Origin of the sequence: Tabrizicola soli (assembly GCF_015999335.1) — a bacterium.
In the GTDB taxonomy this organism is placed as follows: Bacteria; Pseudomonadota; Alphaproteobacteria; order Rhodobacterales; family Rhodobacteraceae; genus Tabrizicola; species Tabrizicola soli.
On sequence record NZ_JAEACP010000006.1, the window covers coordinates 169,662 to 191,805 of the forward strand.

Consider the following 22,144-nt stretch of genomic DNA (forward strand, 5'->3'; position numbering starts at 1 on the left):
GCAGGTGGCGCCGACGCTATGGGAAAGGGGCAAACTGCGGAAACGCGTTTTTGCCGCTTCAGAAGAAGGAAAACATGGGGTGTTTGCGGCTTGACCGCCTGGGTTTCCCATGCGGATGCGCGTTCGACGGGATGAAAGGTTTTCCTATCTTTGAAAAAACAAGGCGCAGTTTTGCCATCCTTGTTCCCGGCGGTAAGAAGGTGGGGATAACGGCATTCCAAGGAAAACCAGATGTCGATCCAGGACAAATTCGCCCGACTTGCCAATGACAATGCCCCGGGGCAGGAGGTGCGCCAGACCGACGAGGGTCTGGCCGGGGTGCTGCGGGGCGACCGGCTTGACGGCCGGCCGGTCGATTTCTCGCATGGCGATGTGGACGCGCATCCGCCCTCGCCCGGCAGCTTCGATCTCTTCGCGGCCGGCGTGGCCCTCGGCGGCGCGCAGGCCTACACCGAATATCGCGGCGACATGGGCATCCGCGAGGCGGCGGCGGCGCGGCTGGTGGCGTTCACCGGAGCCCCCGTCGATGCGCGCGACGGGCTGATCCTGACGCCGGGCACGCAGGGCGCGCTGTTCCTCGCCGTGGCCGCGACGGTGACGCGCGGCGACAAGGTGGCCATCGTGCAGCCCGACTATTTCGCCAACCGCAAGCTGGTGGAGTTCCTGGAGGCCGAGATGCTGCCGGTGCAGATGCACCACGCATCCGCCGCGCCGGGCGAGGCGGGGCTGGACCTTGCCGGGCTCGAGGCCGCCTTCCGGGCCGGGGCCAGGACCTTCCTGTTCTCGAACCCGAACAACCCGGCCGGGACGGTCTATTCCCCGGCCGAGATCGCCCGGATCGCCGCCCTGGCGGCGGAATACGGGGCGACGGTGATCGTGGACCAGCTTTATTCGCGGCTTCTCTACAGCGGCTGCGCCTATACCCATCTGCGCGCGGCGATGCCGGGGTCGGACAACCTGGTCACCATCCTGGGCCCATCCAAGACCGAATCGCTCAGCGGCTACCGGCTGGGCGTGGCCTTCGGCGCGCCGCAGATCGTGTCGCGGATGGAGAAGCTGCAGGCCATCGTCTCGCTGCGGGCGCCGGGCTATTCGCAGGCGGTGTTGCGCGGCTGGTTCGCCGAGCCCGAGGGCTGGATGGCCGAGCGGATCGCCCGGCACCAGGCGATCCGCGACGACCTCGTGGCCCGCTTCGCCGCGATCCCCGGCTGCAGCGTCCGCGCGCCCGAGGCCGGAAGCTACCTCTTCCCGCGCCTGCCCGCGCTGACCATCACGCCGGCGCAGTTCGTCCGCGCGCTGCGGCTGCAGGCCGGGGTGACCGTGACGCCGGGGACCGAGTTCAGCCCGCACTGCGCCGACAGCATCCGGCTGAACTTCTCGCAGGACCACGCGGCGGCCGTCGCGGCGGTGGAGCGGCTGGCCGCGCTGGTCGAGAGGTATCGCCGATGACCGATGCGCCGCCGGTCCCGCAAGGCGACTACGTCCCGGCCACCCGCCATGGCGACCTGATCACCACTGCCGGGATGACCCCCCGGCAAGCGGGTCAGCTGATGTTCATCGGGCCAGCCCGTGCCGATGCGCCGGTCGGGGATTACCGCGAACCCGTGGTCCTGGCCTGCCGCAACGCGCTGACCGCGACGCGTGCCCTACTGGCGCCGGGGGAAGCGATTGCCCAGGTCCTGAGCATGACGGTCTACATCGCCACCGGGCCGGGCTTCACCGCCCATTCCCGGCTTGCCGACTTCGCCTCGGCCGTTCTGCGCGAGGAACTGGGCGAGCGCGGCCGCTGCGCCCGTGCGGCCATCGGGGTCGCCAGCCTGCCGGGGGATGCCCCGGTCGAGATTCAGCTGGTCGTCGCCGCAGGTCGCTGAACCTCCTGACAGCGCCCGCGACAGGAAACCTGTCGCGGGCGCTGGTCCTATTGCCGGACGTTCGGGCAACGGTCGCCCATTGCGGCCTGGAAATACTCGGCCGCGGCGATGTCGACGAAGATGTCCACCGCAGGCCCGGCCTCGCCCGAGACGAGCACCAGCACCGCATCCAGTCCGGCCAGCCGGGTCTGCACCACGCTTCCGGCCGGGCTGACGGCGGGGCGCAGATCGGCCGAAGTCATCGCCGAGAGCGCGGCCAGGGTGCCCGCACCCTCCAGCCGGAACCAGGCCCAGGTCTCCTCGCGGTGGCCGTCATAGGCCGCCGCAACCGCGGGCGCGGGCCGGGGCAGCCCGGTGTCGCCCGCCGGGGCCAGGACCAGAAGCTCGGTCCGGCCCAGCCGCGCCACCCGGACGCCGCCGGCCGTCGCCACGGTATTGACGGCCTCCGGGAAGGGCAGGCCGGCGGCGGCGCACCAACCGGCCGTGGCCGGCCCGCGCAGGCCCAGCCGGGGCCAGCCGGTCCGGTCGTGCAGGGTGGCGTCGAAGTCCCCGGTCCGGGGAAGTGCCGTCACATGTGCGGCCATGATCATACCTCCTGGCGCTTGTTGTCCGGGTCGTAGAAGGCATGGGCGACGACTTTCGCCGCGCGCTCCACTCCCTTGCGGTCGCGCAGGCGGATCGTGCCGCCCGCGACGGCATCCTCGGGATGGGCATAGGCAAGGCCGATCACCTGTCCCAGCGTCGGCGACCGCGCGACCGAGGTCACGAAGCCCACCGGCTGGCCCTGGCGCAGCACCAGCGAGGATTCCCCCACCGCGCGGCCTGCCTCGACCGGCAGGACGAAGCGGCAGAGACGGCGCGTCAGCCCGATCTCCCGGCGCTTGTCCAGGGCGGGCTTGCCCAGGAAATATGGCTTCTTCTTCGACAGCGCCCAGCCCATGTCCAGCTCCTCGGGCGTGGTCAGCGCATCCGTATCCTGCCCGATGATGATATGGCCCTTCTCCAGCCGCAGGATGCGCGACGCCTCCAACCCATAGGGCCGCAGGCCGACGGCTGCGCCCGCCTCCAGGAGCGCCTGCCACAGCGCCAGCCCATGCGAGCGCGGGGTGTGCAGCTCATAGCTGACCTCGCCCGAAAAGCCGATGCGCATGATCCGCACCGGGTGGCCGCCGATGCTGCCCGAGCGCCCCTCGAGAAAGCCGAAATCCGCCGCGCCCACCGCGATGTCGCCGCCCAGCCGCTCCAGGACCGCGCGCGCCTTCGGGCCGGTCAGGTTGATCGCCGCGAAGGCCGAGGTGACATTCTGGATGTCGACCTGCATCCGCCATTGCGTGTTGAGCAAGCTCATCTCGGTGAAGACGCGGTCGACGGCGCCGGTGGTGGCGGTGACGTAGAAGTCATCCCCGGCCATGCGCCAGGCCACGCCGTCGTCGATGACCGAGCCCATGTCGTTCAGCATCAGGCAATAGCGCACCCGGCCGACCGGCTGGGCGGCATGGGCCATGGTGTAGATCCGGTCGAGGAAGGCCCCGGCATCGGGGCCGCGCACCGCCAGCTTGCCAAGGGTCGAGACGTCCAGCATCCCCGCGCCCTCGCGCACTAGCCGCACCTCGTCGGCGATGGCGGCCTGCGGGTCGGCGGCCTTGCCGGCATAGTGCAGCGGCCGCCACCAGTTGCCCGCCGCGACCATCGCCGCGCCAGCCTTCCGGTGCCAGTCATGCATCGCCGTCAGCCGGTAGGGTTCGCGCAGCGGCCCGGCCAGAAGGCCCAGCTTCTCGGGCCCGAACGGCGGGCGCGCGGTGGTGATGCCGATGTCGCCCACCTGACGCCCGGTTTCCCGCGCCACGATCCGCGCCGTGGCAAGGGCCGAATGCCGCCCCTGCGACGGACCCATGCCGACGGTGGAGTAGCGTTTCACCAGTTCCAGCTCGCGGTAGCCGTCCGCGACGGCATTGGCGATGTCCTTCACCTGCAGATCCTCGTCGAAATCGACGAAATCGCGCCCGGCCTTGCTGGCGGCAGGAACCGGATAGGTGCGGTGCCAGGCGGCCTCGGGGTCGGGCAGGGAGGACAGGGCAGGGGCCTCGTGTCCCAGGGCGCGGGCCGCTTCTGCACCGGCGATCTCGCCGCTGCGGACGACGCTGGCCGGGGTGTGGTGCCCCGCGACCGATCCGGCAAGGCGCAGCCCCTCGGGCAGGTTCGACAGGGTGAAGGACTGGCGCGCATCGTCGAAGCCCAGCTTCGCTCCGGCATGCAGCGCCAGCTGGTAGCCGGGCGTCGCGCCCGCGTCGATCACCGCCAGGTCGCACTCGAAAGTCTCGCGCCCCTCGGGGCTTTCCGCTACCAGCCCGCTCAGGTGTCGCTTGCCCCGCGCCTCGGTCACATGGGCCTCGGTCAGCACGCGCAATCCGCGCCCGGTCAGCCTGGCGCGCAACTCGGCGGGCAGGCTGGCCTCGGGCGGGATCAGCACGGCGGCGATGGCCACCCCGGCCTCGGCCAGGTCCTCGGCCGCGTCCACGCCATGCGGGGTGCCCGCGACGACCACGGCTCTGCGGCCGGGGCGCACGGCATGGTGCCGCATCAGCCGCTGCACCCCCGAGGCGGTGACGATCCCCGGCAGGTCGTTGTTGCGGAAGACCAGCGGCTGGTCCTGCGTCCCGGTCGCCAGGATCACCTGCGCCGCCCGCAGGCGCCAGAGCGTGCTGCCCTGCAGGACCGGCAGGAAGTTGTCGGCATACCAGCCGTTGCAGGTCGCCCCGGTCAGCACACGCACCCCGCTCGCCTCCAGCGCCGCCCGCGCCTGGGCAAGCGCCTGTTGCCCGTTCCGGCCGTAGGTCAGCGCACCGCCGGTCTCGGGATCGGCCTCGACCAGCACCACCTCGGCCCCGGCGGCGGCGGCGCTGGTGGCGGCGGCCATTCCGGCGGGCCCCGCGCCGACGACCAGCACGTCGCAGGCCAGGTTGCGCCTGGCATAGGAAGCCGGCGGTTGCCCCGGGTCGATCTGCCCCAGCCCCGCCGATTTGCGGATGATCGGCTCCCACAGCTTCAGCCAGCTGTTCTTCCCAGGGCCGAAGAAGCTGCGGTAATAGAACCCCACCGGCATGAAGCGGCCGAAGAGACCCAGCAGGCTGTTCAGGTCGCGCTCGGCGCTGTGCGAGGTGTTCTGTGCGCTCACCTCCATGCCCGGTTCCAGCGCGCGCAGGTCGGCGCGGACGTTGGGTTCGGGGCCGATCTGGACCAGCGTGTTCGCATCCGTCCCGGCAAAGGTCATCGGCCCGCGCGGGCGATGATACTTGAACGACCGCGACAGCACCCATCGGCCCTGGGCGACAAGTGCGCTGGCCACGGTATCTCCGGGATGGCCCGAAAAGGACCGGCCGTCGAAGCGGAAGTCCAGCTGCCGCGCGCGGTCGATCCGGCTACCCCAGGGGGCGGGAAGGCGTTGGGTGTCAGGCATTCTGCGTCTCCGATCCGTCGGGCAGCCAGGTGCGGATGATCCGGTCCGTGCCGGTATGGCGTTCGGCCAGGAACACCGTGTTCGAGGGGCGGTGCCGCCACCATTCCACCAGCGGGCCGATCGGGTTCCCGGCGTAAAAGAGGTGTCGGGTGACGGCGGACGGGTCCTCGGCTCGGGTGGACCGCAGGGGGCCGAGATACTGGAACTCGGTGATGTCGCGCGGCCCGTTCATCGGGCAGGTCAGGCGTTTCATGCTTGCTCCTCAGTGGCTGGCGGCCGTGGCGCCCATCTCGTTCAGAAGGGCGAAACGGTCGAAGCGGTCCAGGGCGAAAGGCGCGATGATGTCGGGGACGCGGCCGGTGGCGATGGTCTCGGCCATGTATTTTCCGGCCACCGGGGTCGCCTTGAACCCCCAGGTGCCCCAGCCGGCGTCCAGCCAGTAGTTCGCCAGCGGCGAGGCGCCCATGATCGGGCTGTAGTCCGGCGTCATGTCGGTGATTCCGGCCCATTGCCGCAAGAGCCGGACGTTGTGCAGGAAGGGGAACAGGTGCAGCGCGCCCTGGGCCAGGGCCTCCTTCTGGTCGAAGGTGGAACGGGTCGAGGCCAGCTGATAGGGGTCGGACCCCCCGCCGATCACGATTTCCCCGCGCGAGGACTGCACCAGATAGGTGTGCAGGTTGGCCGAGGAGACCAGCGTGTGCAGGAAGGGTTTCAGCGGCTGGGTGACCATCGCCTGCAGCGGAAAGCAGCGGATCGGCAGCGGGAAACCGGCCAGTTCGGCGATCTGCCCGTTCAGCCCTCCGGCCGCCTGCAGGACCTGTCCCGCCCGGATCGTGCCGCGGTCGGTCACGATCTCGGTCACGCGGTCGCCCTGGCTGCGGATGGCGGTGACGGTCGTGCGCTGGTGGATCTCCACTCCCTTTTCGGCGGCGCGCTTGGCATAGCCCCAGGCCACCGCATCATGCCGCGCGGTGCCGCCGTCCTTGTGCCACAGGCCGCCCAGGACCTCGTGCTGGCCACCCTCGTCCATGTTCAGGTGCGGGCAAAGCTCGCGCACTGTCCGGGCGTCGACCACCTCGACCCCGGTGCCCGCGTGCTTGCCCATCTCGGCGCGCAGGTGGAAGCTGCGCATCGTCGCCTCGGAATGCGCCAGCGTCAGCTGCCCGCGCTGCGAGAACATGACGTTGAACCCCAGGTCCTGCGACATGGTCCCGAACAGCGAGACCGCTTCCCGGTAGAAGCGGATCGAGGCCTGCGTCAGGTAGTTCGAGCGGATCGTGGTGGTGTTGCGCGCGGTGTTGCCGCCCGCGAGATAGCCCTTTTCCAGTACCGCCACCGACCGGATGCCGTGGTGGTGCGACAGGTAATAGGCCGCCGCCAGCCCGTGGCCGCCGCCGCCGATGATCGCCACGTCATAGCTTTGCCGCAGCGGCGGGGTCGGCGGGATGTCGTCGAATGGCCGGTGCGCGCGGCGCAGGCCGTAGCGAAGCAGGGCGAAGGGCATCGGGGGAACTCCTCGGGTTTGCGCCAGATGGCGCGCCGCGGGCCTCTGTCGCAAGAAAGCGATACTGGCGCTCAGACGTCGATTTCGTTATGGGGTCCAAAAACAGGATCGAGTCATGCGCGAGCTTCCCCATCTCGTCTGCCTCCAGGCCTTCGAGGCCGCGGCCCGCCATCTCAGCTTCACCCGTGCCGCGGCCGAGCTGAACTGCACCCAGGCGGCGATCAGTCAGCGGGTGCGGGCGCTGGAACGGTATTTCGGCCGCCCGCTGTTCCATCGCCACGCCAACGGGCTCGACCTCTCCTCGGCCGGAAAGGCCTATCTGCCGGGCGTGACCCAGGCGCTGGACATGGCCGAGGCGGTGACGCGCGGCCTCACCGGGCGGCGCCTGCACCAGAGCCTGACGGTCTCGGGCCCGATCTCCTTCCTGAACCTGTGGCTGGCGCCGCGCCTCGCGGGCTTCGTTTCCGGCCATGCCGGGGTGGCGGTGCAGCTGAACAGCTCGATCTGGACCGACCCGAACCTGGAACTGGCCGATGTCAGCATCGCGATCCTGGACGAGGCGCAGCGTCCGGCCGAGGCGATCGTGCTGGGCCGCGAGCGGCTGGTCCTGGTCGGCAGCGCGGCTGACGCGGCGCATCTGCGCGCGGGCGGGGCGCTGGACGACCTGCCGCAGATCGAGGTGCTGGGCCGCTATGCCTTCTGGGACCTCTGGGCCGACGGGGCGGGCCGGACGCGCGCGCCGCGGATGCCGGCCCTGCGCGCCGACAATGCCTCCACCGCGCTCGCGCTTGCGGCCGGAGGGGCGGGGGTGACGGTGGTCTATTCCACCTATGCCGAATCCTTCATCGCCTCCGGCAGCCTTCATCCCTTGGCGGGACCGGGGGTCGCGACCTCGCATGTGCTGACGCTGGGCCGGAACCCCGCGCGCAAGACCGGCAGCGCGGCGCGGGATTTCATCGACTGGATGGCGGCCGGGTTCGCCGGGTCAGGCGCGGTCCCAGCTGTCGAGTGACAGGTTGCCCGTCCCGGCAAGCGCAGGGGGCACCTTCATGATCCGCTGCCTGGCCCGCACCTGGTGATCGACGGCAAGCCGGGACGCTTGTCTTGCAGAGCGAATCTTCGCCGGTCGCCTTTTGCAGCACCGTGAACGCACAGCCCTGCCTCTCGTTCTGGCGCAACAGCGCGCTGTCGGGAACGGGATCGTCCACGAACCGGACGCAGTCCAATTTCCTGACAAGATTCTTCCGCAAATTTTCTCAGACTGGCCATGCTTTGCGCAACCCTGAGGGTTACGCGGACATCGAGGTGCCATCTGGGGGAGAGAAATGGGCCGTCTGGAAACATTGATGTCCTGGCTGTACCGCGTGGGACGCGGCGAGGATCCTGCGCTTCGCCGCCTCGAGAGGCTCGGGATGAGACGGAGCGATGCGCCAGGCGCAGCCGTTCCGCTGTTCTTTGCCAGAAGAAAAATTCCCGGCCGCGCCATCTGAGGCGCCGCGCGTCGTGGTCAGCCCACTCCGTTGGCTCGCGCCACGAAATCCGAGAGATGCGGGACGAAGTCGGCCGGACCGCTGCCGCCGGTTGCCATCGCCAGCGCGAAGGAATTCTTGACCGCGCTGGCCATGGGCGTCGCCATGGTCGCCGCATTCGCCATCGCCTCGACATAGCGCATGTCCTTGTAGGCGTTGCCGATGGTGAACCTGTGCGCCTCGCGGTTGCCCTCCAGCGCATAGCCCATGAAGGTCTGGTAGAAGCCGCAATCCATCCGGCCGCCGCGGATCACCTTGTCGAACTCGGCCACCGGAATGCCCACCTTGCGCGACAGGGCCAGCGCCTCGGAATAGAGCGCGGCATAGCCGAGCGACAGGAAGTTGTTCAGCAGCTTCATCTTGTGGCCGTCGCCGATCCCGCCGATATGGACGATCTTGGCCGCCCAGGTGGCGATCACGGGCTGGATGCGGGCAAAGATCTCGGGCGTGGCGCCCACCATGCAATCCAGCGTGCCCTCCCAGGCCTCCTTCGGGGTGCGGCTGAGGGGGGCATCGGCGAAATCGACGCCGATCTCGGCCAGTTCGGCGGCAAGGCGCAGGGTGACGGTCGGGTCCGAGGTCGAGCAGTCGACGACCACCGTGCCCCGGGCCAGCCCCGGCTTCAGCGCCGCCACCGCCGCCGCCACCTCGGGAGAGCCGGTGAGACAGAGGAAGACGATCGACGAACCGCGCGCCAGGTCCGCCAGCGAGGCGGCCTCGGTCGCGCCGCGCGCGACCAGATCCTCGACCGGGGCGCGGTTGCGATGCGCGGTGACGGTCAGGGGATAGCCCTTCTCGACGATGTTCTTCGCCATGCCATGGCCCATCAGGCCGGTTCCGACAAAGCCGATCTTCTCTTTCGCAGCGGTCATTCTTGGTCTCCGGTCTCAGGTCAGATTGAAGCGCCTGCGCAGGTCTGCCACCTGATCCGGTGTCAACGTCCGCAGGGCATGATTTTGCAGCATGAGGAACAGCTTGGCGGTCTCTTCCAGTTCTTCCGTGGCATGTTGCGCATTGGCAAGCGAGGTGCCGGCGACGACCGGGCCGTGGTTGGCCAGCAGGACCGCATGATGCCGGCTGGCCAGTGCCTTGACGGCATGGGCCAGGTCGGGATCGCCCGGCGCGAAGTAGGGGACCAGCGGCAGGCGGCCCACCCGCATGACGTAATAGGCGGTCAGCGCGGGCAGCACGTCCTGCGGGTCGACGTCGCGCAGGATGCTGACGGCGGTGGCATGGCTGGAGTGCAGGTGCACGACGGCCGCCGCATCGGCGCGCTCGCCATACATCGAGAAATGCAGGAACGCCTCCTTCGTCGGCGCGTCGCCGGACAGAAGGCACCCCTTGGCGTCGAAGCGCGACAGGCGGGCGGGGTCGAGCGCGCCCATCGAGACATCGGTCGGCGTCATCAGCCAGCCGCCATCCTCCAGCCGGACCGAGATGTTGCCCGAGGACCCCGCCGTCAGGCCCCGGTCGAAGAGCGAGGCCCCGACGCGGCAGATCTCGTCGCGGGCGCGGGTTTCGTCAGACATCTTCGGGCTCCAGCAGGTCCCAGGCCCGCAGGAAGAAGTCGGGCCCGCCGAAATTGCCGGACTTGAGCGCAAGCGCAAGCTCCGGGCGGGTCGCGCTGCGGGTCCAGGGTACGCCGGGCGCGATCTCGGGGCCGATGTGCAGCATGGTCACGTCCAGCGCCGCAACCACCGCGCCCGACGTCTCGCCCCCGGCGATCAGGAAACGCGAAAACCCCGCGTCGCGCAAACGGCGGGCGGTTTCGGCCAGGACGGCCTCGATCAGGCTGCCCGCCTGGTGCCGGCCCAGACGGTCCTGCACGGTCCGCAGGGTATCCGGGGCGGCACTGGAGTATATCACCGGCGGGTGGTCCGCCGGCTGCGCGATGGCCCAGGCGGCGATATCCGCCGGGGTCTGCCGCCCTTCCGCCAGGGCCTCTGGGTCCAGCGCCAGCAGCGGGAGACCGGCGCTGCGGGCCGCCTCGATCTGGCCCAGCGTCGCCGCCGAGCACGAGCCCGCCAGCACCACCGGACGACCCGTCGGGGCCCGCATCCGGCGCGCGATCGGCTGCGGCCTGACCTTGCCGCTGCGAATGAAATTCGCCGCCAGCCCCAGCCCGATCCCCGAGCCGCCGGTCACCAGGGCCATGTCCTCGCAGGCCGCGCCGATGGTGCGAAGGTCGTCGTCGCTCAGAGTGTCCACGATCAGGATGCGCTCGCCCGCCGCCTGCCGCGCGGCGAACTCCTCGCGCAGCGCCGCGACCCCGCGCCGGATGGTGGCGATCTGCACCAGGCCGATTGGCAGCGCTGTCTGTCTTTGCAACACCCGGACCAGGTTCGAGTCCCGCATCGGGTTCAGCGGATGATCCTTCAGCGGGCTGTCGGACAAGAGTGTATCGCCGACGAAAAGGTGGCCCTTGTAGGTCGTCCGCCCCGCCGCCGGGAAGGCGGGGCAGGCGATGGTCAGCGGGCATCCGGTCAGATCCATCAGGGCTGCCGCCACCGGGCCGATGTTGCCCTGATCCGTCGAATCGAAGGTCGAACAGTACTTGAACAGGATCTGTTCCGCCCCCGCCGCGCGCAGGGCATCGGCGGCCGAGCAAGACATTCCGACCGCCTCGGACGCGGGAATAGACCGAGATTTCAAGGCGATGACCACGGCATCGGCATCCGGCAGGCGGGTGCCCGGCTGCGGGATGCCCATTACCTGGACCGTGCGCAAGCCTTCGCGCGCCAGCATCAGGCACAGGTCCGTCGCCCCGGTGATGTCGTCTGCCACAGCCCCGATCCGCACGCCGCCGTCCTTCCCCTTGTCCGGGGCTGCAGCCAGCCTCTCGCGGCCCGCCCCCATCGCACCCTGTCCCGCCCGGATGAACGTGGCCCTTGCCATGGCCTCGATTCCTGCGCTAACGATAGCAATGACAACGCTATCATTGATGCCCTGTCAAGGGACCACGCGCCTTGGGGATTTGAGGGAACACCATGAACGCCACTACTGACCTGCGGATCTGCGTCCTGGGCCTGGGGTCGATGGGCCTGGGCATGGCGGCATCCTTGCGGAAGCGCGGCTTCGCCGTGACCGGCTACGACCCGAATGCCGAGGCGCTGAAACGCTTTGCCGAAGCGGGGGGGCAAGGGGCCGCGAGCCCGGCCGAGGCTGCGCGGGGCGCGGATGTCGTGCTTTCCGTGGTCGTCAACGCGGCGCAGACCGAAACGGCGCTCTTCGGGCCGGACGGGGCCGCACCCGCCCTGGCCAGGGGGGGAATCGTGGTCTCCAGCGCCACCATGTCCCCCGAAGCGGCGCGGGCGCTTGCGGCGCGCTGCGCGGAACTGGGCCTTGGCTACCTGGACGCGCCGATCAGCGGCGGCGCGGTGCGCGCGGCGGCGGGCGAGCTGACGATCATGGCCTCGGGTCCGGCCGGGGTGTTCCAGCGCCTGCGCCCGGTGCTGGATGCGATCGCCGCCAAGGTCTACGAGCTGGGCGATGACGCGGGAACCGGCGCGGCCTTCAAGATCGTGAACCAGCTTCTGGCCGGCGTCCATATCGCCGCCGCCTGCGAGGCGATCACCTTCGCCAAGGCGATGAACCTCGACATTGCAAAGGTTTACGAGGTCATCACCGCCTCGGCCGGCAATTCCTGGATGTTCGAGAACCGGGTGCCGCACATCCTGGACGGCGATTATGCGCCCCGCAGCGCGGTCGAGATCTTCACCAAGGATCTGGGCATCGTCTCGGACATCGGCCGGGGGCTGAAGTTCCCGACGCCGATCGCCGCCATGGCGCTGCAGATGTTCGTGATGACAGCCGCCGCCGGGATGGGGCGTGACGACGATGCCTCGGTCGCGCGGATGATCGCCGGGCTTGTGGGGCTGGAGCTTCCGGGGATGGGGGCCTGACCATGCCGAGGTTCGCCGCCAACCTGACCATGATGTTCGGCGAGCATCCCTTCGTGGATCGTTTCGCAGCGGCAGCCCGCGCCGGATTCGACGCGGTGGAATACCTGTTTCCCTATGACTTCGATCCCGCCGCCATTGCCGGGGCCTTGCAGGACAACGGCCTGACGCAGGCGCTGTTCAACCTGCCGCCGGGCGACTGGGCGGGCGGAGATCGCGGGCTTGCGGCGCTGGCGGACCGGCGGGAGGAATTCCGCGCCTCGGTCCGGACCGCCCTGGCCTATGCCCGCGCGACGGGGGCGAAGCGCGTCCACGCGATGAGCGGGCTTGCCGACCGGACCGACGGTCGGGCGATGGCGGCCTATCGCGACGCGCTGGCCCATCTGTGCGACCGGGCGGGCGCCGAGGGGCTGGAGGTGATGATCGAGCCGATCAACCCCCGCGACATGCCAGGGTATTTCCTCAACGATTTCAACATGGCAGCCGATCTGATCGCCGATCTGGGCCTGCCGAACCTGCGGTTGCAGTTCGACATCTATCACCGCCAGATCATCCATGGCGACGTGCTGACGGGCCTGCGCCAGCTTATGCCGGTCATCGGCCATGTCCAGATCGCCGCCGTCCCCCTGCGCCATGAGCCGGGCACGGGCGAGCTGGCGGATGCGGTCATCCTGGCCGAGCTGGACCGGCTGGACTATGCGGGTTTCGTCGGCTGCGAATACCGCCCGGCGGGCGATACCGTGGCCGGGCTGGGCTGGATGGCGGCCTTCCGCCAGGGGTGACGCGCCCAGTAGACCCGGGCGCGCCAAAGGGTCATTCGTCTGCGTAGTCGCGGTGCAGCGCCCAGTCCGCCTCGCAGAAGCGGTCGGTCGCGAAATTGCGCTGGTGCCAGTAGGGATAGATCAGCGGCACGCGGCTGACGGCGTTGAGGCGGGCCATTTCCTCGGCGGTCAGGCGCAGCGACACCGCGCCGAAATTGTCCAGGAACTGCGCCTCGTTGCGGCCGCCCACCACCAGCGAGGACACGCCCGGACGCGTCAGCAGCCAGGCCAGCGCGATCTGCGCCGCCGAGACGCCGCGCACCTCGCCGATCTCGACCAGCACATCCACGATCGACCAGAGTTTCTCCTCGTCCCGGATCGGCGGTTCGGTCCAGCCGGCGAATTGGCGCGAGCCCTCGGGCGTCGGCTGGCCCCGGCGATGCTTGCCGGTCAGCAGCCCTGCGGCCAGCGGGCTCCAGACCAGGACGCCCAGGCCCTGATCGACCGAGATCGGCAGCAGCTCAAACTCGGCCTCGCGCGCTTCCAGCGTGTAGTGGATCTGCTGGGTCACGAACCGCGGCCGCCGGTCGCGGTCCGAGGCCATCAGCGACTTCATGATGTGCCAGCCGGAATAGTTCGAGCAGCCGACGTAGCGGACCTTGCCCTGCTGCATCAGCGTGTCGAGCGCGGCCATCTTCTCTTCGACCGGGGTCGTGCCGTCCCATTCGTGCATGTAGTAGATGTCGATATGGTCGGTCCGCAGGCGCTTCAGGCTGCGCTCGCATTCCCGGATCAGGTGGTGGCGGCTGACGCCCTCGTCGTTCGGACCGTCGCCGATGCGCATCCGGGCCTTCGAGGTGACCAGGACCCGCTCGCGCCGGCCGTCCAGCACCTCGCCCAGGATTTCCTCGGACAGGCCGGTCGAATACATGTTGGCGGTGTCGAAAACGTTCACGCCATTGTCGATGCACAGGTCGACCAGCCGCCGCGCCTCGGGCACGCCGTGCTGGCCGACCATGCCGAAGGCCCCCTTGCCGCCGAAGGTGAAGGTTCCCATCGTAATGACCGATACCTTCAGGCCCGAGCGGCCCAATATCCTGTATTCCATGATGTTCTCCGTGATTGGCAGGGGTCAGCCTGCAAGGATTGCGGCGATATGGGCCATGCCCGGCTCGGGGCTGGTAAGGACGTGCAGGGGGCCGAGCCGGTCCTTGACCGCCTCCAGCGCCCGCGCCATCGAGGCCTGGGCAAGGACGATCACGTCCACTTCTGGCGCAAGCCCGGTCAGCGCCTCGGCGACCAGCCGGTCGTGGCCCTGGGTATCGCCACCCGACAAGAGCGCGAAGGCGTCGTCGGCCAGGCGGCTGGTCAGTGCGCAGGTCTGGCCCGAGGCTTCGGCGGTGCGGCGGATCAGGTCGGCAGTCGGGTCCAGCGTGGTGGACAGCGTCGCCAGCACGCCGATGCGCGGCCCGCGCTGCACCGCTTCCGCCGCCATGCCCTGGTCGATGCGGAACAGGGGCACCGGACACAGCGGCCGCGCGGCCTCGACCGCCGGTCCCAGCGAGGAGCATGTCACGACCACGGCCTCGGCCCCGGCGTCGACGGCCGACCAGACCATGGCGGTCAGCCGCCGCATGGTCGCAAGCGACAGCCGCCCGTCGCGGATGGTGTTGCGCAGCAGGCTTTCGTCCAGCATGGCGAAAGGGGTCCAGCCCGGCAGATGCCGCCGGGCGAGGGCGTCGAAGGGGCCGATCAGCCCGGAGACGGTGTGAATCAGGGCCAGACTGCGTGGCTCGGCCGGTTGGGGGTCGGTCATCTTGCGGTGTCCATAGGTTTCCATCCGCCGGTCATCTCCATCGAACGGGGGCGATTATGACAGCGTTGCCAATGCTGCGCCGGCCGCTGTGCGACTTGCAAGCGCGGATTGCTGGTTTTCCAAGGAAACAAGGCCAACTCGCGGCATGCGGGGAGGGGTGATGCCATTTCCGGCATGGCGTTATGCCGGGAATGGCAATTGACGTGCCCTTCTCCGACGGCAAAAAATGACAGCGTTGCCATACGGGCCATGGTCCTTCCGCAAAGGGCGTGCCGCCTGTCCGTGAGACGCGCCAGGCAGGAATGCGCCTGCGCAGCAGACGGTCCCCGGAGGCCGCGTGAAGATCGGGAAAGAGGAGCCTGAATGTCCGTGTCTGGCCAGAAAACCACCGAAGCGACACCGGCGTCGTCCAGCCTGTGGCGCGAACTGGCGCAATTGCGCCATGTCCGCGAAATCAACGTGCTGGCGGCGATGCTGATCGTCGGCGCGCTGATCAGCTTCTACACGCCCTATTTCCTGACCACCAACAACCTGATGGGGGTGTTCCGGGCCTTCTCGCTGACCGCGATCATGAGCATCGGCATGGTCATGGTGATCATCACCGGCGGTATCGACCTCTCGGTCGGCTCTGCCATGGGGCTGGCCTCGCTGGTCACGGCGCTGTGCTTCGATGCCGGATACGGCACCGGCTTCAGCATCGCCGCCGGGCTGGGGGTGGGCGTGACCTTCGGCCTGGTCAACGGGCTTCTGATCACCGCGATCGGCCTGCCGCCCTTCATCGCGACACTGGGCACGCTCAGCATCGGGCGCGGCCTGATGTACATGATCACCCACGGCGTCCCGGTCACGCCGGACACGCCCGAGGTCTTCTCGGTCCTGGGGCAGGGCTATGTCGGCCCGGTCCCGGTGCCGGTGGTGATCATGCTGGTGCTGATGGTGGTCTTCGCGCTGGTGATGCGGCGCACCCGCTTTGGCCGGCACGTCTATGCCACGGGCGGCAACGAGCATGCGGCCCGGCTGAGCGGCGTGAAGACCGGCCGGGTCAAGCTGGCGGTCTATGTGCTGTCCTCGACCATCGCCTCGCTGGCCGGGATCATCGGCTTCTCGCGCTATCTGTCGGCGGAACCGGCCTCGGGCTTCGGGTCCGAGCTGGACGTGATCGCCGCGGCCGCCATCGGCGGGGCGAGTCTCGCCGGCGGCGTCGGCAGCGTCACCGGCGCGGTGATCGGCGCGGCGCTTGTGGGCGTGATCGCGAACGGCGTCGTGCTTTTGAACATCAACACCTACGCGCAGCAGGCCATCACCGGGGGCGTGATCCTGATCGCGGTCAGCCTCGATGTGCTGCGCAGCAAGCTGACGGGAGGAAACGGCTGACGCCCGGCAAGCGACAGATCCTGCAAAAGACCAAGACAACCAGGGAGCCCGGACCCGAACCGGGAGTGGAGGAAAGACGATGAAGACGCTTATCAAGACCGCCCGCGCCGCGATGGTGACCATGGCCCTGACGGCCGGCACCGCGGCCCTTGCCCAGGACATCACCATCGCCGTGGTGCCGAAAGTGGCCGTGCCGTTCTTCGACGACTGCAACACCGGCGCGCAGGAAGCCGCGGACCGGCTTGGCGTAGGCTACCAGTGGGTGGTGCCGCAGAACACCCAGGGCGCGACCCAAGTCAAGATCATGGAGGACCTGATCGCCCGCAACGTCACCGGCATCGCGATCTCGGTCAACGAGCCGAAGTCGGTCGAAGGCGTGATCAAGCAGGCGATGGACGCGGGCATCAAGGTCGTGACCTTCGACAGCGACAGCGCCAATTCCGGCCGCAGCATGTATATCGGCACGATCAACACCGAAGCCGGCGTCACCATGGGCAATTCCATGGCCGAGGCTCTGGGCGGCAAGGGCAAGGTGGCGATCGTCACCGGCCAGCTGGGCGCCTCGAACCTGAACGAGCGCATCGACGGCGTGAAGAAGGCCCTGGAAGCCTATCCGGAGATCGAGATCGTCGCGGTGGAAGGCACCGAGGACGACCTGGCCAAGGCGGTCTCGGTGACCGAGGCGCTGCTGCGCGCCAACCCCGACCTCGCGGGCATCTTCGGCATGAGCCAGGTCGGCGGCCCGGCCGTGGCCAAGGTGCTGGCCCAGAAAGAGTTCGCGGACCGCAAGGGCGCGCTGAAGGTCTTCGCCTTCGACGACCTGCCCGACACCGTGCAGGGCGTGAAGGACGGCTTCATCGACGGCATCATGGTGCAGCGCCCGGTCACGATGGGCCGTCTGGCCGTCGAGAGCCTGGTCGCCCAGATCAAGGGCGAGGCGGGCGAGGTCAAGGACATCGACACCGGCGTGACCGTGGTGAACGCGGGCAACCTGGACAGCTACACCAAGTGATCCTGCCCGGCGGAGGCGCGCGAAAACTCGCGCCTCCGCTTCCCTTTCAGCCCTGCGCGAGGCCCGAATGACGCCCTTTCTCGAAATGCACGGCATCTCGAAGACCTTTCCAGGGGTCAAGGCCCTCAACCGGGTCGACCTGCGCCTGCGGCCGGGCGAAGTGCATGTCCTTGCCGGTGAGAACGGCGCCGGGAAAAGCACGCTGATGAAGATCATGACCGGGGTCTACAAGGCAGACCCAGGCGGCGTGATCCGGGTCGACGGGCAGGACACCGTGATCCGCGATCCGGTCCATGCCCGGGCCCTGGGCATCAGCATCATCTATCAGGAACTGGCGGTCGTGAACAACATGACCGTGGCCGAGAACATCTACCTTGCCCGCGAGCCGCTGACCGCGACCGGACTGATCGACCGCCGCCGGATGAACGCCGACGCCCGCGCCGTGCTGGCCGAGCTGGACATCTCGATCGATCCCGATACCAAGGTGGGCAGCCTCAGCATCGGCCAGAAGCAGATGGTCGAGATCGCCCGCGCGATCTCCTACAGCTCGCGGCTGATCATCATGGACGAACCCACCGCCTCGCTCAGCCACCACGAGGCGACGGTGCTGACCCGCATGGTCAGGAAGCTGGCGGCGCAGAATATCGGCATCGTCTACATCTCGCACCGGATGGACGAGATCTTCGAGATCGCCGACCGGATCACCGTGCTGCGCGACGGCGAGACCGTCGACAGCCGCCCGGCCAGCGAGATGACGCGCGACCTGCTGGTGCGCAAGATGGTGGACCGGGACCTGTCGCAGCTGTTCGGCGAGCATCTCTCGCATGCCACCGACCAGGTGCTGATGTCGGTGCGCGGCCTGGGGCTTAAGCGCCCGACCGCGCAGGGCGCGCGGGTCGGCGACGTCTCGTTCGAGCTGCACAAGGGCGAGATCCTGGGCTTCTTCGGCCTGGTCGGGGCCGGCCGGACCGAAGTGATGGAGATGATCTTCGGCAGCCGCGCCCATGTCGGCCACATCGCCATCGACGGGCGCGAGGTGCGGATCGAAAGCCCCTCGGACGCCATCGCGCAGGGCATCGGCTTCGTGACCGAGGACCGCAAGGAACAGGGCCTCGTCCTGGGCATGTCGGTGCGCGAGAATTTCAGCCTGACCCATCTGGCCGATTACTGCCGCCTCGACGTGGTGAACCGCCGGCGCGAGGCCGAGGCCTGCCGCGGCTATGTGCGCAGCCTGGGGATCAAGACGCCCTCGACCGAACAGAAGGTGCTGAACCTGTCGGGCGGCAACCAGCAGAAGGTGGTGATCGCGAAATGGGTGGCGCGGCGGCCGCGCATCCTGATCGTGGACGAACCGACCCGCGGCATCGACATCGGCGCCAAGGCCGAGGTCCACGCGCTCCTCAACCGGCTGGCCTCCGAGGGCATGTCGATCATCGTGGTCTCCTCGGACCTGCCCGAGATCCTTGCGATCAGCGACCGGGTGGTCGTCTTGAAGGAGGGCCGGATAAGCGGCATCCTCGGCCGCCACGATGCGACGCAGGAACGGGTGATGCTGGCGGCGACGGGCTGAGACGACTTGGAAGAAACGGAGAACGACAATGACCAGACGCATCATCTTCACCGGCGGGACCGGCAAGGCCGGGCGGCACATGCTGCCCTATCTGCTGGAAAAGGGCTATTCGATCCTGAACCTCGACCTGAAGCCCTTCGACCATCCCGGGATGAACACGCTGATCACCGACATCACCGACAGCGGGCAGGTGTTCAACGCGCTGACCACCCATTTCGGCTTTGGCGGCTATGACGAGGGCGCGCCGCCCCAGGCCCCCGACGCGGTGGTGCATTTCGCCGCCGTTCCCCGGGTGATGATCCAGCCCGACAACACCACCTTCGCCGCCAATACCGTGGGCACCTACAACGTCATCGAAGCGGCGATGAAGCTGGGCGTGCGCAAGGTCATTGTTGCCAGCTCCGAAACGACCTATGGCGTCTGCTTCGCCGAGGGTGACAAGGATTACCACTCCTTCCCGCTGGAAGAGGATTACGACAGCGACCCGATGGACAGCTACGGCCTGTCCAAGGTGGTGAACGAAAAGACCGCCCGCGCCTTCGCGATGCGCTACGGCGCCGACATCTATGCCCTGCGCATCGGCAATGTGATCGAACCGCACGAATACGCCAATTTCCCCGGCTACCTGGCCAATCCGATGTCGCGCAAGCGCAACGCCTGGAGCTATATCGACGCGCGCGACCTTGGCGAGATCGTGCATCTCTGCATCCAGAAGGATGGCCTCGGCTATCAGGTGTTCAACGCGGTGAACGACACGATCACGGCCGATCTGCCGACCGAGGAGTTCCTGAAGAAATACGCGCCCGACACACCGATCCGCCGCCCGATGGGCCCGCGCGAGGCGCCGCTCTCGAACCGCAAGATCCGCGAGGTCCTGGGCTTCAAGGAAGCGCATGACTGGCGCAACCATGTGAAGCGCTGAATAATCCCTGGTGCGGCCGCTGCGGCCGCGCCATCCGAAAGGGGAAGTCGAGTGACGAAGACCAAGCTGCGGCTACCCGACCGGAAGGTCAAGGTCACCCTGCGCGACGTGGCCCTGCGGGCCGATGTCAGCGAATCCACCGTCTCGCGCATCATGCGCAACGAGGGGCTGGTGGCCGAGGCGACCCGCGAGAAGGTGATGGAAAGCGTCCGCGCGCTTGGCTATGTGCCGAACCGCATCGCCGGATCGCTCGCCTCGCTGGAGACGCATCTGCTGGGCGTGGTGGTGCCGTCCCTGTCCAACATCGTCTTTCCCGAGGTGCTGCAGGGCATCAATGCCGGGCTGCGCGGCAGCCGCTACCAGGCCGTGATCAGCGTCAGCGACTACGAGATGGACCACGAGGAAACCCTGGTGCGCGGCATCCTCGCCTGGCAGCCCAAGGCGATCCTGATCACCGGCTTCGACCATACGCTGGCGACGCGGCGGATGCTGGATCAAAGCGGCGTGCGCGTGGTCGAGATGATGGAAATCGACAGCGCCCCCATCGACATCGCCGTCGGCATGTCGCACCGCAGGGCGGGTTACGCCGCCGGCCGCCACCTGGTCGAACGGGGCTACCGGCGCTTCGGCTATGTCGGGCACGACTGGACGTCCGACCGCCGGGCGCGCCAGCGCTACGACGGCCTGTCCGAGGCGCTGTCCGAGGCGGGGCTGTCCATCGTCGCCCATGCCATCGCCGACGGCTCCAGCGCGATCGGCGCGGGCAAGCGGCAGACGGCTTTGCTGCGGTCGATGGCCGAGGTGGACGTGGCGGTATATTCCAACGACGACATGGCGGTGGGCGGCATCTTCCACTGCATGGAGGCGGGGATCGCGGTTCCCGACCAGCTTGCGATCTTCGGCTTCAACGGGCTGGAGATCGGGCGCGACCTGCCAAGGCCGCTGTCCACGATCCGCTCGAACCGCTTCCTGATCGGCCAGAAGTCGATCGAGGCCATCCTGCAGGCCCCCGAACGCCCCGCGACCAAGACCACCATCGATACCGGCTTCGAGATCTTCGCCGGCGCCACCGCCTGACCGCGCCCTGGCCCGGGGGGAGCGACATGACCAGGACCTGCTGCCTGCCGATGGTCCGACGGACAGCCGAGACGAGCAAGGTTACCTGCCTGCGCCCTCAGGGCGAGCGGGGTAGAAACGAGTTCTTGCGCCATTCAGAAGGCGTCTGCCCGAACTTGGCCCTGAAAAGCCGCGAGAACTGGGCCTGATCGCAGAAGCCGAAGCGGTACGAGATTTCCGCCATGGAAAGAGTATGGGACGAGGCAATCAGATCCCTCGACGCAACCAGCCGCTCGTCCCTTATGAACTGCGACACGGTCTGGTTCGTGTCTCCGAACAGCTCATGCAGGTATCGCTTGGAGATTCCACAAGCCTCGGCCACGAATTCGGGCGACAGGGCCGGATTTGAAAGATTTTTCCGGATCACCTGTTCGGCGCGCCGCAGATGGCCCGCCCGTACCGACGTGCGGACGTGGTCGTCGCTCCCCGCGTTCTCGTCCAGGGCAAGGGCCAGCACTTCGACCATTTGCCGGCCCAGGACCTCGGCCGCGCGCCCTGCGGAGAGCGGCAGCGCATGAAGCTGGTGCATCATCGAAGTGAAAAGCGCGGGCAACCCGCCCCTGCAGTCGATCGTGCGGGCGCAAAAGCTGTCGGGGTCTCGCACCTTTTCCGCCAGCGAACGCTTGCTGATTTTCAGGACGCTCAGCTCATTCGCCGTGTCGTAGGAGAACCGATAAGGCTCATCCCCGCGTTCCAGGATGAACCCGCCCGGGTCGCAGCGGACTTCGCGGCCCATTTGCCTGAACTCGACCGGGCTCAGCCGGGGAACGGTGATGAGATACTCTTCCTCGCGGGTGTGCGAGATATGTGTGGGCCTGCGTTCGTATTGCAGCGGCTCGGTCGCGAGCCGCGAAAGTGACACGCTTCCCATCTGCCTGCGTTCCAGCGTTCCGGAAAAGGTCGACGCCTCGCGAAAGGTCAGCTGCAACGGGAAGTAGGTTTCGGAGATCACACGGTTCCAGTGCGCAGCGCGCTGGTTCGGCCGGATTTCGCTGGTGCTGTGTGCGGCTATGTCCATGCGCCCTCTCCCCAAAGCGCTATTCGAGAATCGGTAGGCCTCATGCCGCTTGTTTTCAAGCATATTCGGGCCGCGCCGAAAGCCTGTGCGCCCAGCAACAAGGCTTTGCGCGCCCAGGATCAAACCGGCCGTCGGCCTGCGCGCATGCGCAAATCATCATGCCCTCTGCTTCAAGAACGACGGGCCGAATTCGGTCAGTCTGGCGTCACGACGAGAGGCTGGAAAACGGCCCGGACGCACAGGGAGAACGAGCCACGCTCCTTCCGAAGGCATGCCGACCCGTTTTCCCATCCGG

20 protein-coding genes are annotated in these 22,144 nt (G+C 68.3%); 10 read left to right on the forward strand and 10 right to left on the reverse strand.

The genetic code is table 11. From position 1 onward, the window contains the following. The first annotated feature begins 231 nt into the window (after window positions 1-231). Window positions 232-1,449 (forward strand): pyridoxal phosphate-dependent aminotransferase, encoded by a 1,218-nt coding sequence (locus tag I7S92_RS07250; protein WP_197642819.1) that lies wholly within the window; start codon window positions 232-234, stop codon window positions 1,447-1,449. Continuing rightward, window positions 1,446-1,871 carry a RidA family protein gene (locus I7S92_RS07255; RefSeq protein WP_197642820.1) on the forward strand — a complete coding sequence of 142 codons (426 nt, stop codon included), beginning with the start codon at window positions 1,446-1,448 and terminating at the stop codon, window positions 1,869-1,871. The genes I7S92_RS07250 and I7S92_RS07255 overlap by 4 nt, the downstream gene beginning before the upstream one ends. 47 nt (window positions 1,872-1,918) lie before the next feature. Here the strand turns inward: I7S92_RS07255 and I7S92_RS07260 are convergent, their stop codons facing one another. From I7S92_RS07260 to I7S92_RS07275, 4 genes are read right to left on the reverse strand one after another with little or no spacing between them, the layout of a single operon-like run. After that, the gene (locus I7S92_RS07260) at window positions 1,919-2,455 is read right to left on the reverse strand and encodes an aminomethyltransferase family protein (RefSeq protein ID WP_197642821.1); all 537 of its coding nucleotides are present in this window, start codon (window positions 2,453-2,455) and stop codon (window positions 1,919-1,921) included. A gap of 2 nt (window positions 2,456-2,457) precedes the next feature. Beyond that, entirely contained in the window at window positions 2,458-5,328 is a 2,871-nt protein-coding gene (locus I7S92_RS07265; RefSeq protein ID WP_197642822.1) for a 2Fe-2S iron-sulfur cluster-binding protein, read from the reverse strand. Beyond that, entirely contained in the window at window positions 5,321-5,581 is a 261-nt protein-coding gene (locus tag I7S92_RS07270) for a sarcosine oxidase subunit delta (protein WP_197642823.1), read from the reverse strand. The genes I7S92_RS07265 and I7S92_RS07270 overlap by 8 nt, the downstream gene beginning before the upstream one ends. Before the next feature lie 9 nt (window positions 5,582-5,590). After that, window positions 5,591-6,832 (reverse strand): FAD-dependent oxidoreductase, encoded by a 1,242-nt coding sequence (locus I7S92_RS07275; RefSeq protein WP_206761022.1) that lies wholly within the window; start codon window positions 6,830-6,832, stop codon window positions 5,591-5,593. 115 nt (window positions 6,833-6,947) lie between these two features. Here I7S92_RS07275 and I7S92_RS07280 point away from each other — a divergent pair, with 115 nt between their 5' ends. After that, the gene (locus tag I7S92_RS07280) at window positions 6,948-7,844 is read left to right on the forward strand and encodes a LysR family transcriptional regulator (protein ID WP_197642824.1); all 897 of its coding nucleotides are present in this window, start codon (window positions 6,948-6,950) and stop codon (window positions 7,842-7,844) included. Between the two features lie 495 nt (window positions 7,845-8,339). Here I7S92_RS07280 and I7S92_RS07285 read toward each other — a convergent pair whose 3' ends face one another. From I7S92_RS07285 to otnK, 3 genes are read right to left on the reverse strand one after another with little or no spacing between them, the layout of a single operon-like run. After that, window positions 8,340-9,233: an NAD(P)-dependent oxidoreductase gene (locus I7S92_RS07285; protein ID WP_197642825.1), complete on the reverse strand. Its 894-nt coding sequence runs from the start codon at window positions 9,231-9,233 to the stop codon at window positions 8,340-8,342. Window positions 9,234-9,248: 15 nt separating this feature from the next. Next, window positions 9,249-9,890, reverse strand: coding sequence for a 3-oxo-tetronate 4-phosphate decarboxylase (gene otnC / locus I7S92_RS07290; RefSeq protein ID WP_197642826.1), 642 nt, complete (start codon window positions 9,888-9,890; stop codon window positions 9,249-9,251). Next, a complete protein-coding gene (gene otnK, locus I7S92_RS07295; protein ID WP_242070107.1) occupies window positions 9,883-11,256 on the reverse strand; it encodes a 3-oxo-tetronate kinase in 1,374 nt (457 codons plus the stop codon). The genes otnC and otnK overlap by 8 nt, the downstream gene beginning before the upstream one ends. Before the next feature lie 92 nt (window positions 11,257-11,348). Here otnK and ltnD point away from each other — a divergent pair, with 92 nt between their 5' ends. Then, complete coding sequence (ltnD, locus tag I7S92_RS07300) at window positions 11,349-12,263, forward strand: L-threonate dehydrogenase (RefSeq protein WP_197642827.1); 915 nt, start codon at window positions 11,349-11,351, stop codon at window positions 12,261-12,263. Window positions 12,264-12,265: 2 nt separating this feature from the next. Continuing rightward, window positions 12,266-13,042 (forward strand): 2-oxo-tetronate isomerase, encoded by a 777-nt coding sequence (gene otnI / locus I7S92_RS07305; protein ID WP_197642828.1) that lies wholly within the window; start codon window positions 12,266-12,268, stop codon window positions 13,040-13,042. A gap of 31 nt (window positions 13,043-13,073) precedes the next feature. Here otnI and I7S92_RS07310 read toward each other — a convergent pair whose 3' ends face one another. Together I7S92_RS07310 and I7S92_RS07315 are read right to left on the reverse strand one after the other, a co-directional pair. Beyond that, window positions 13,074-14,129, reverse strand: a complete 1,056-nt coding sequence (locus I7S92_RS07310) for an aldo/keto reductase (RefSeq protein ID WP_197642829.1) — start codon at window positions 14,127-14,129, stop codon at window positions 13,074-13,076. 24 nt (window positions 14,130-14,153) lie between these two features. Beyond that, window positions 14,154-14,837, reverse strand: a complete 684-nt coding sequence (locus I7S92_RS07315) for an aspartate/glutamate racemase family protein (RefSeq protein WP_197642830.1) — start codon at window positions 14,835-14,837, stop codon at window positions 14,154-14,156. 369 nt (window positions 14,838-15,206) lie between these two features. Here I7S92_RS07315 and I7S92_RS07320 point away from each other — a divergent pair, with 369 nt between their 5' ends. From I7S92_RS07320 to I7S92_RS07340, 5 genes are all read left to right on the forward strand, one after another. Beyond that, on the forward strand, window positions 15,207-16,211 hold the full coding sequence (locus I7S92_RS07320; RefSeq protein ID WP_197642831.1) for an ABC transporter permease: 1,005 nt from the start codon (window positions 15,207-15,209) through the stop codon (window positions 16,209-16,211). Window positions 16,212-16,290: 79 nt separating this feature from the next. After that, entirely contained in the window at window positions 16,291-17,223 is a 933-nt protein-coding gene (locus tag I7S92_RS07325; RefSeq protein ID WP_197642832.1) for a sugar-binding protein, read from the forward strand. Between the two features lie 67 nt (window positions 17,224-17,290). Then, window positions 17,291-18,793 carry a sugar ABC transporter ATP-binding protein gene (locus tag I7S92_RS07330; RefSeq protein WP_197642833.1) on the forward strand — a complete coding sequence of 501 codons (1,503 nt, stop codon included), beginning with the start codon at window positions 17,291-17,293 and terminating at the stop codon, window positions 18,791-18,793. Between the two features lie 28 nt (window positions 18,794-18,821). Then, window positions 18,822-19,715, forward strand: a complete 894-nt coding sequence (locus tag I7S92_RS07335; RefSeq protein ID WP_197642834.1) for an NAD-dependent epimerase/dehydratase family protein — start codon at window positions 18,822-18,824, stop codon at window positions 19,713-19,715. 51 nt (window positions 19,716-19,766) lie between these two features. Beyond that, window positions 19,767-20,792 carry a LacI family DNA-binding transcriptional regulator gene (locus I7S92_RS07340; RefSeq protein ID WP_197642835.1) on the forward strand — a complete coding sequence of 342 codons (1,026 nt, stop codon included), beginning with the start codon at window positions 19,767-19,769 and terminating at the stop codon, window positions 20,790-20,792. 97 nt (window positions 20,793-20,889) lie between these two features. Here I7S92_RS07340 and I7S92_RS07345 read toward each other — a convergent pair whose 3' ends face one another. Then, the gene (locus I7S92_RS07345; RefSeq protein ID WP_197642836.1) at window positions 20,890-21,849 is read right to left on the reverse strand and encodes an AraC-like ligand-binding domain-containing protein; all 960 of its coding nucleotides are present in this window, start codon (window positions 21,847-21,849) and stop codon (window positions 20,890-20,892) included. Window positions 21,850-22,144: the final 295 nt, after the last annotated feature.

Coding starts and splice junctions, on each gene's coding strand:
- I7S92_RS07250 (WP_197642819.1), top strand. CDS start 232: ATGTCGATCCAGGACAAATTCGCCCGACTTGCCAATGACAATGCCCCG.
- I7S92_RS07255 (WP_197642820.1), top strand. CDS start 1,446: ATGACCGATGCGCCGCCGGTCCCGCAAGGCGACTACGTCCCGGCCACC.
- I7S92_RS07260 (WP_197642821.1), bottom strand. CDS start 2,455: ATGGCCGCACATGTGACGGCACTTCCCCGGACCGGGGACTTCGACGCC.
- I7S92_RS07265 (WP_197642822.1), bottom strand. CDS start 5,328: ATGCCTGACACCCAACGCCTTCCCGCCCCCTGGGGTAGCCGGATCGAC.
- I7S92_RS07270 (WP_197642823.1), bottom strand. CDS start 5,581: ATGAAACGCCTGACCTGCCCGATGAACGGGCCGCGCGACATCACCGAG.
- I7S92_RS07275 (WP_206761022.1), bottom strand. CDS start 6,832: ATGCCCTTCGCCCTGCTTCGCTACGGCCTGCGCCGCGCGCACCGGCCA.
- I7S92_RS07280 (WP_197642824.1), top strand. CDS start 6,948: ATGCGCGAGCTTCCCCATCTCGTCTGCCTCCAGGCCTTCGAGGCCGCG.
- I7S92_RS07285 (WP_197642825.1), bottom strand. CDS start 9,233: ATGACCGCTGCGAAAGAGAAGATCGGCTTTGTCGGAACCGGCCTGATG.
- otnC (WP_197642826.1), bottom strand. CDS start 9,890: ATGTCTGACGAAACCCGCGCCCGCGACGAGATCTGCCGCGTCGGGGCC.
- otnK (WP_242070107.1), bottom strand. CDS start 11,256: ATGGCAAGGGCCACGTTCATCCGGGCGGGACAGGGTGCGATGGGGGCG.
- ltnD (WP_197642827.1), top strand. CDS start 11,349: ATGAACGCCACTACTGACCTGCGGATCTGCGTCCTGGGCCTGGGGTCG.
- otnI (WP_197642828.1), top strand. CDS start 12,266: ATGCCGAGGTTCGCCGCCAACCTGACCATGATGTTCGGCGAGCATCCC.
- I7S92_RS07310 (WP_197642829.1), bottom strand. CDS start 14,129: ATGGAATACAGGATATTGGGCCGCTCGGGCCTGAAGGTATCGGTCATT.
- I7S92_RS07315 (WP_197642830.1), bottom strand. CDS start 14,837: ATGACCGACCCCCAACCGGCCGAGCCACGCAGTCTGGCCCTGATTCAC.
- I7S92_RS07325 (WP_197642832.1), top strand. CDS start 16,291: ATGAAGACGCTTATCAAGACCGCCCGCGCCGCGATGGTGACCATGGCC.
- I7S92_RS07330 (WP_197642833.1), top strand. CDS start 17,291: ATGACGCCCTTTCTCGAAATGCACGGCATCTCGAAGACCTTTCCAGGG.
- I7S92_RS07335 (WP_197642834.1), top strand. CDS start 18,822: ATGACCAGACGCATCATCTTCACCGGCGGGACCGGCAAGGCCGGGCGG.
- I7S92_RS07345 (WP_197642836.1), bottom strand. CDS start 21,849: ATGGACATAGCCGCACACAGCACCAGCGAAATCCGGCCGAACCAGCGC.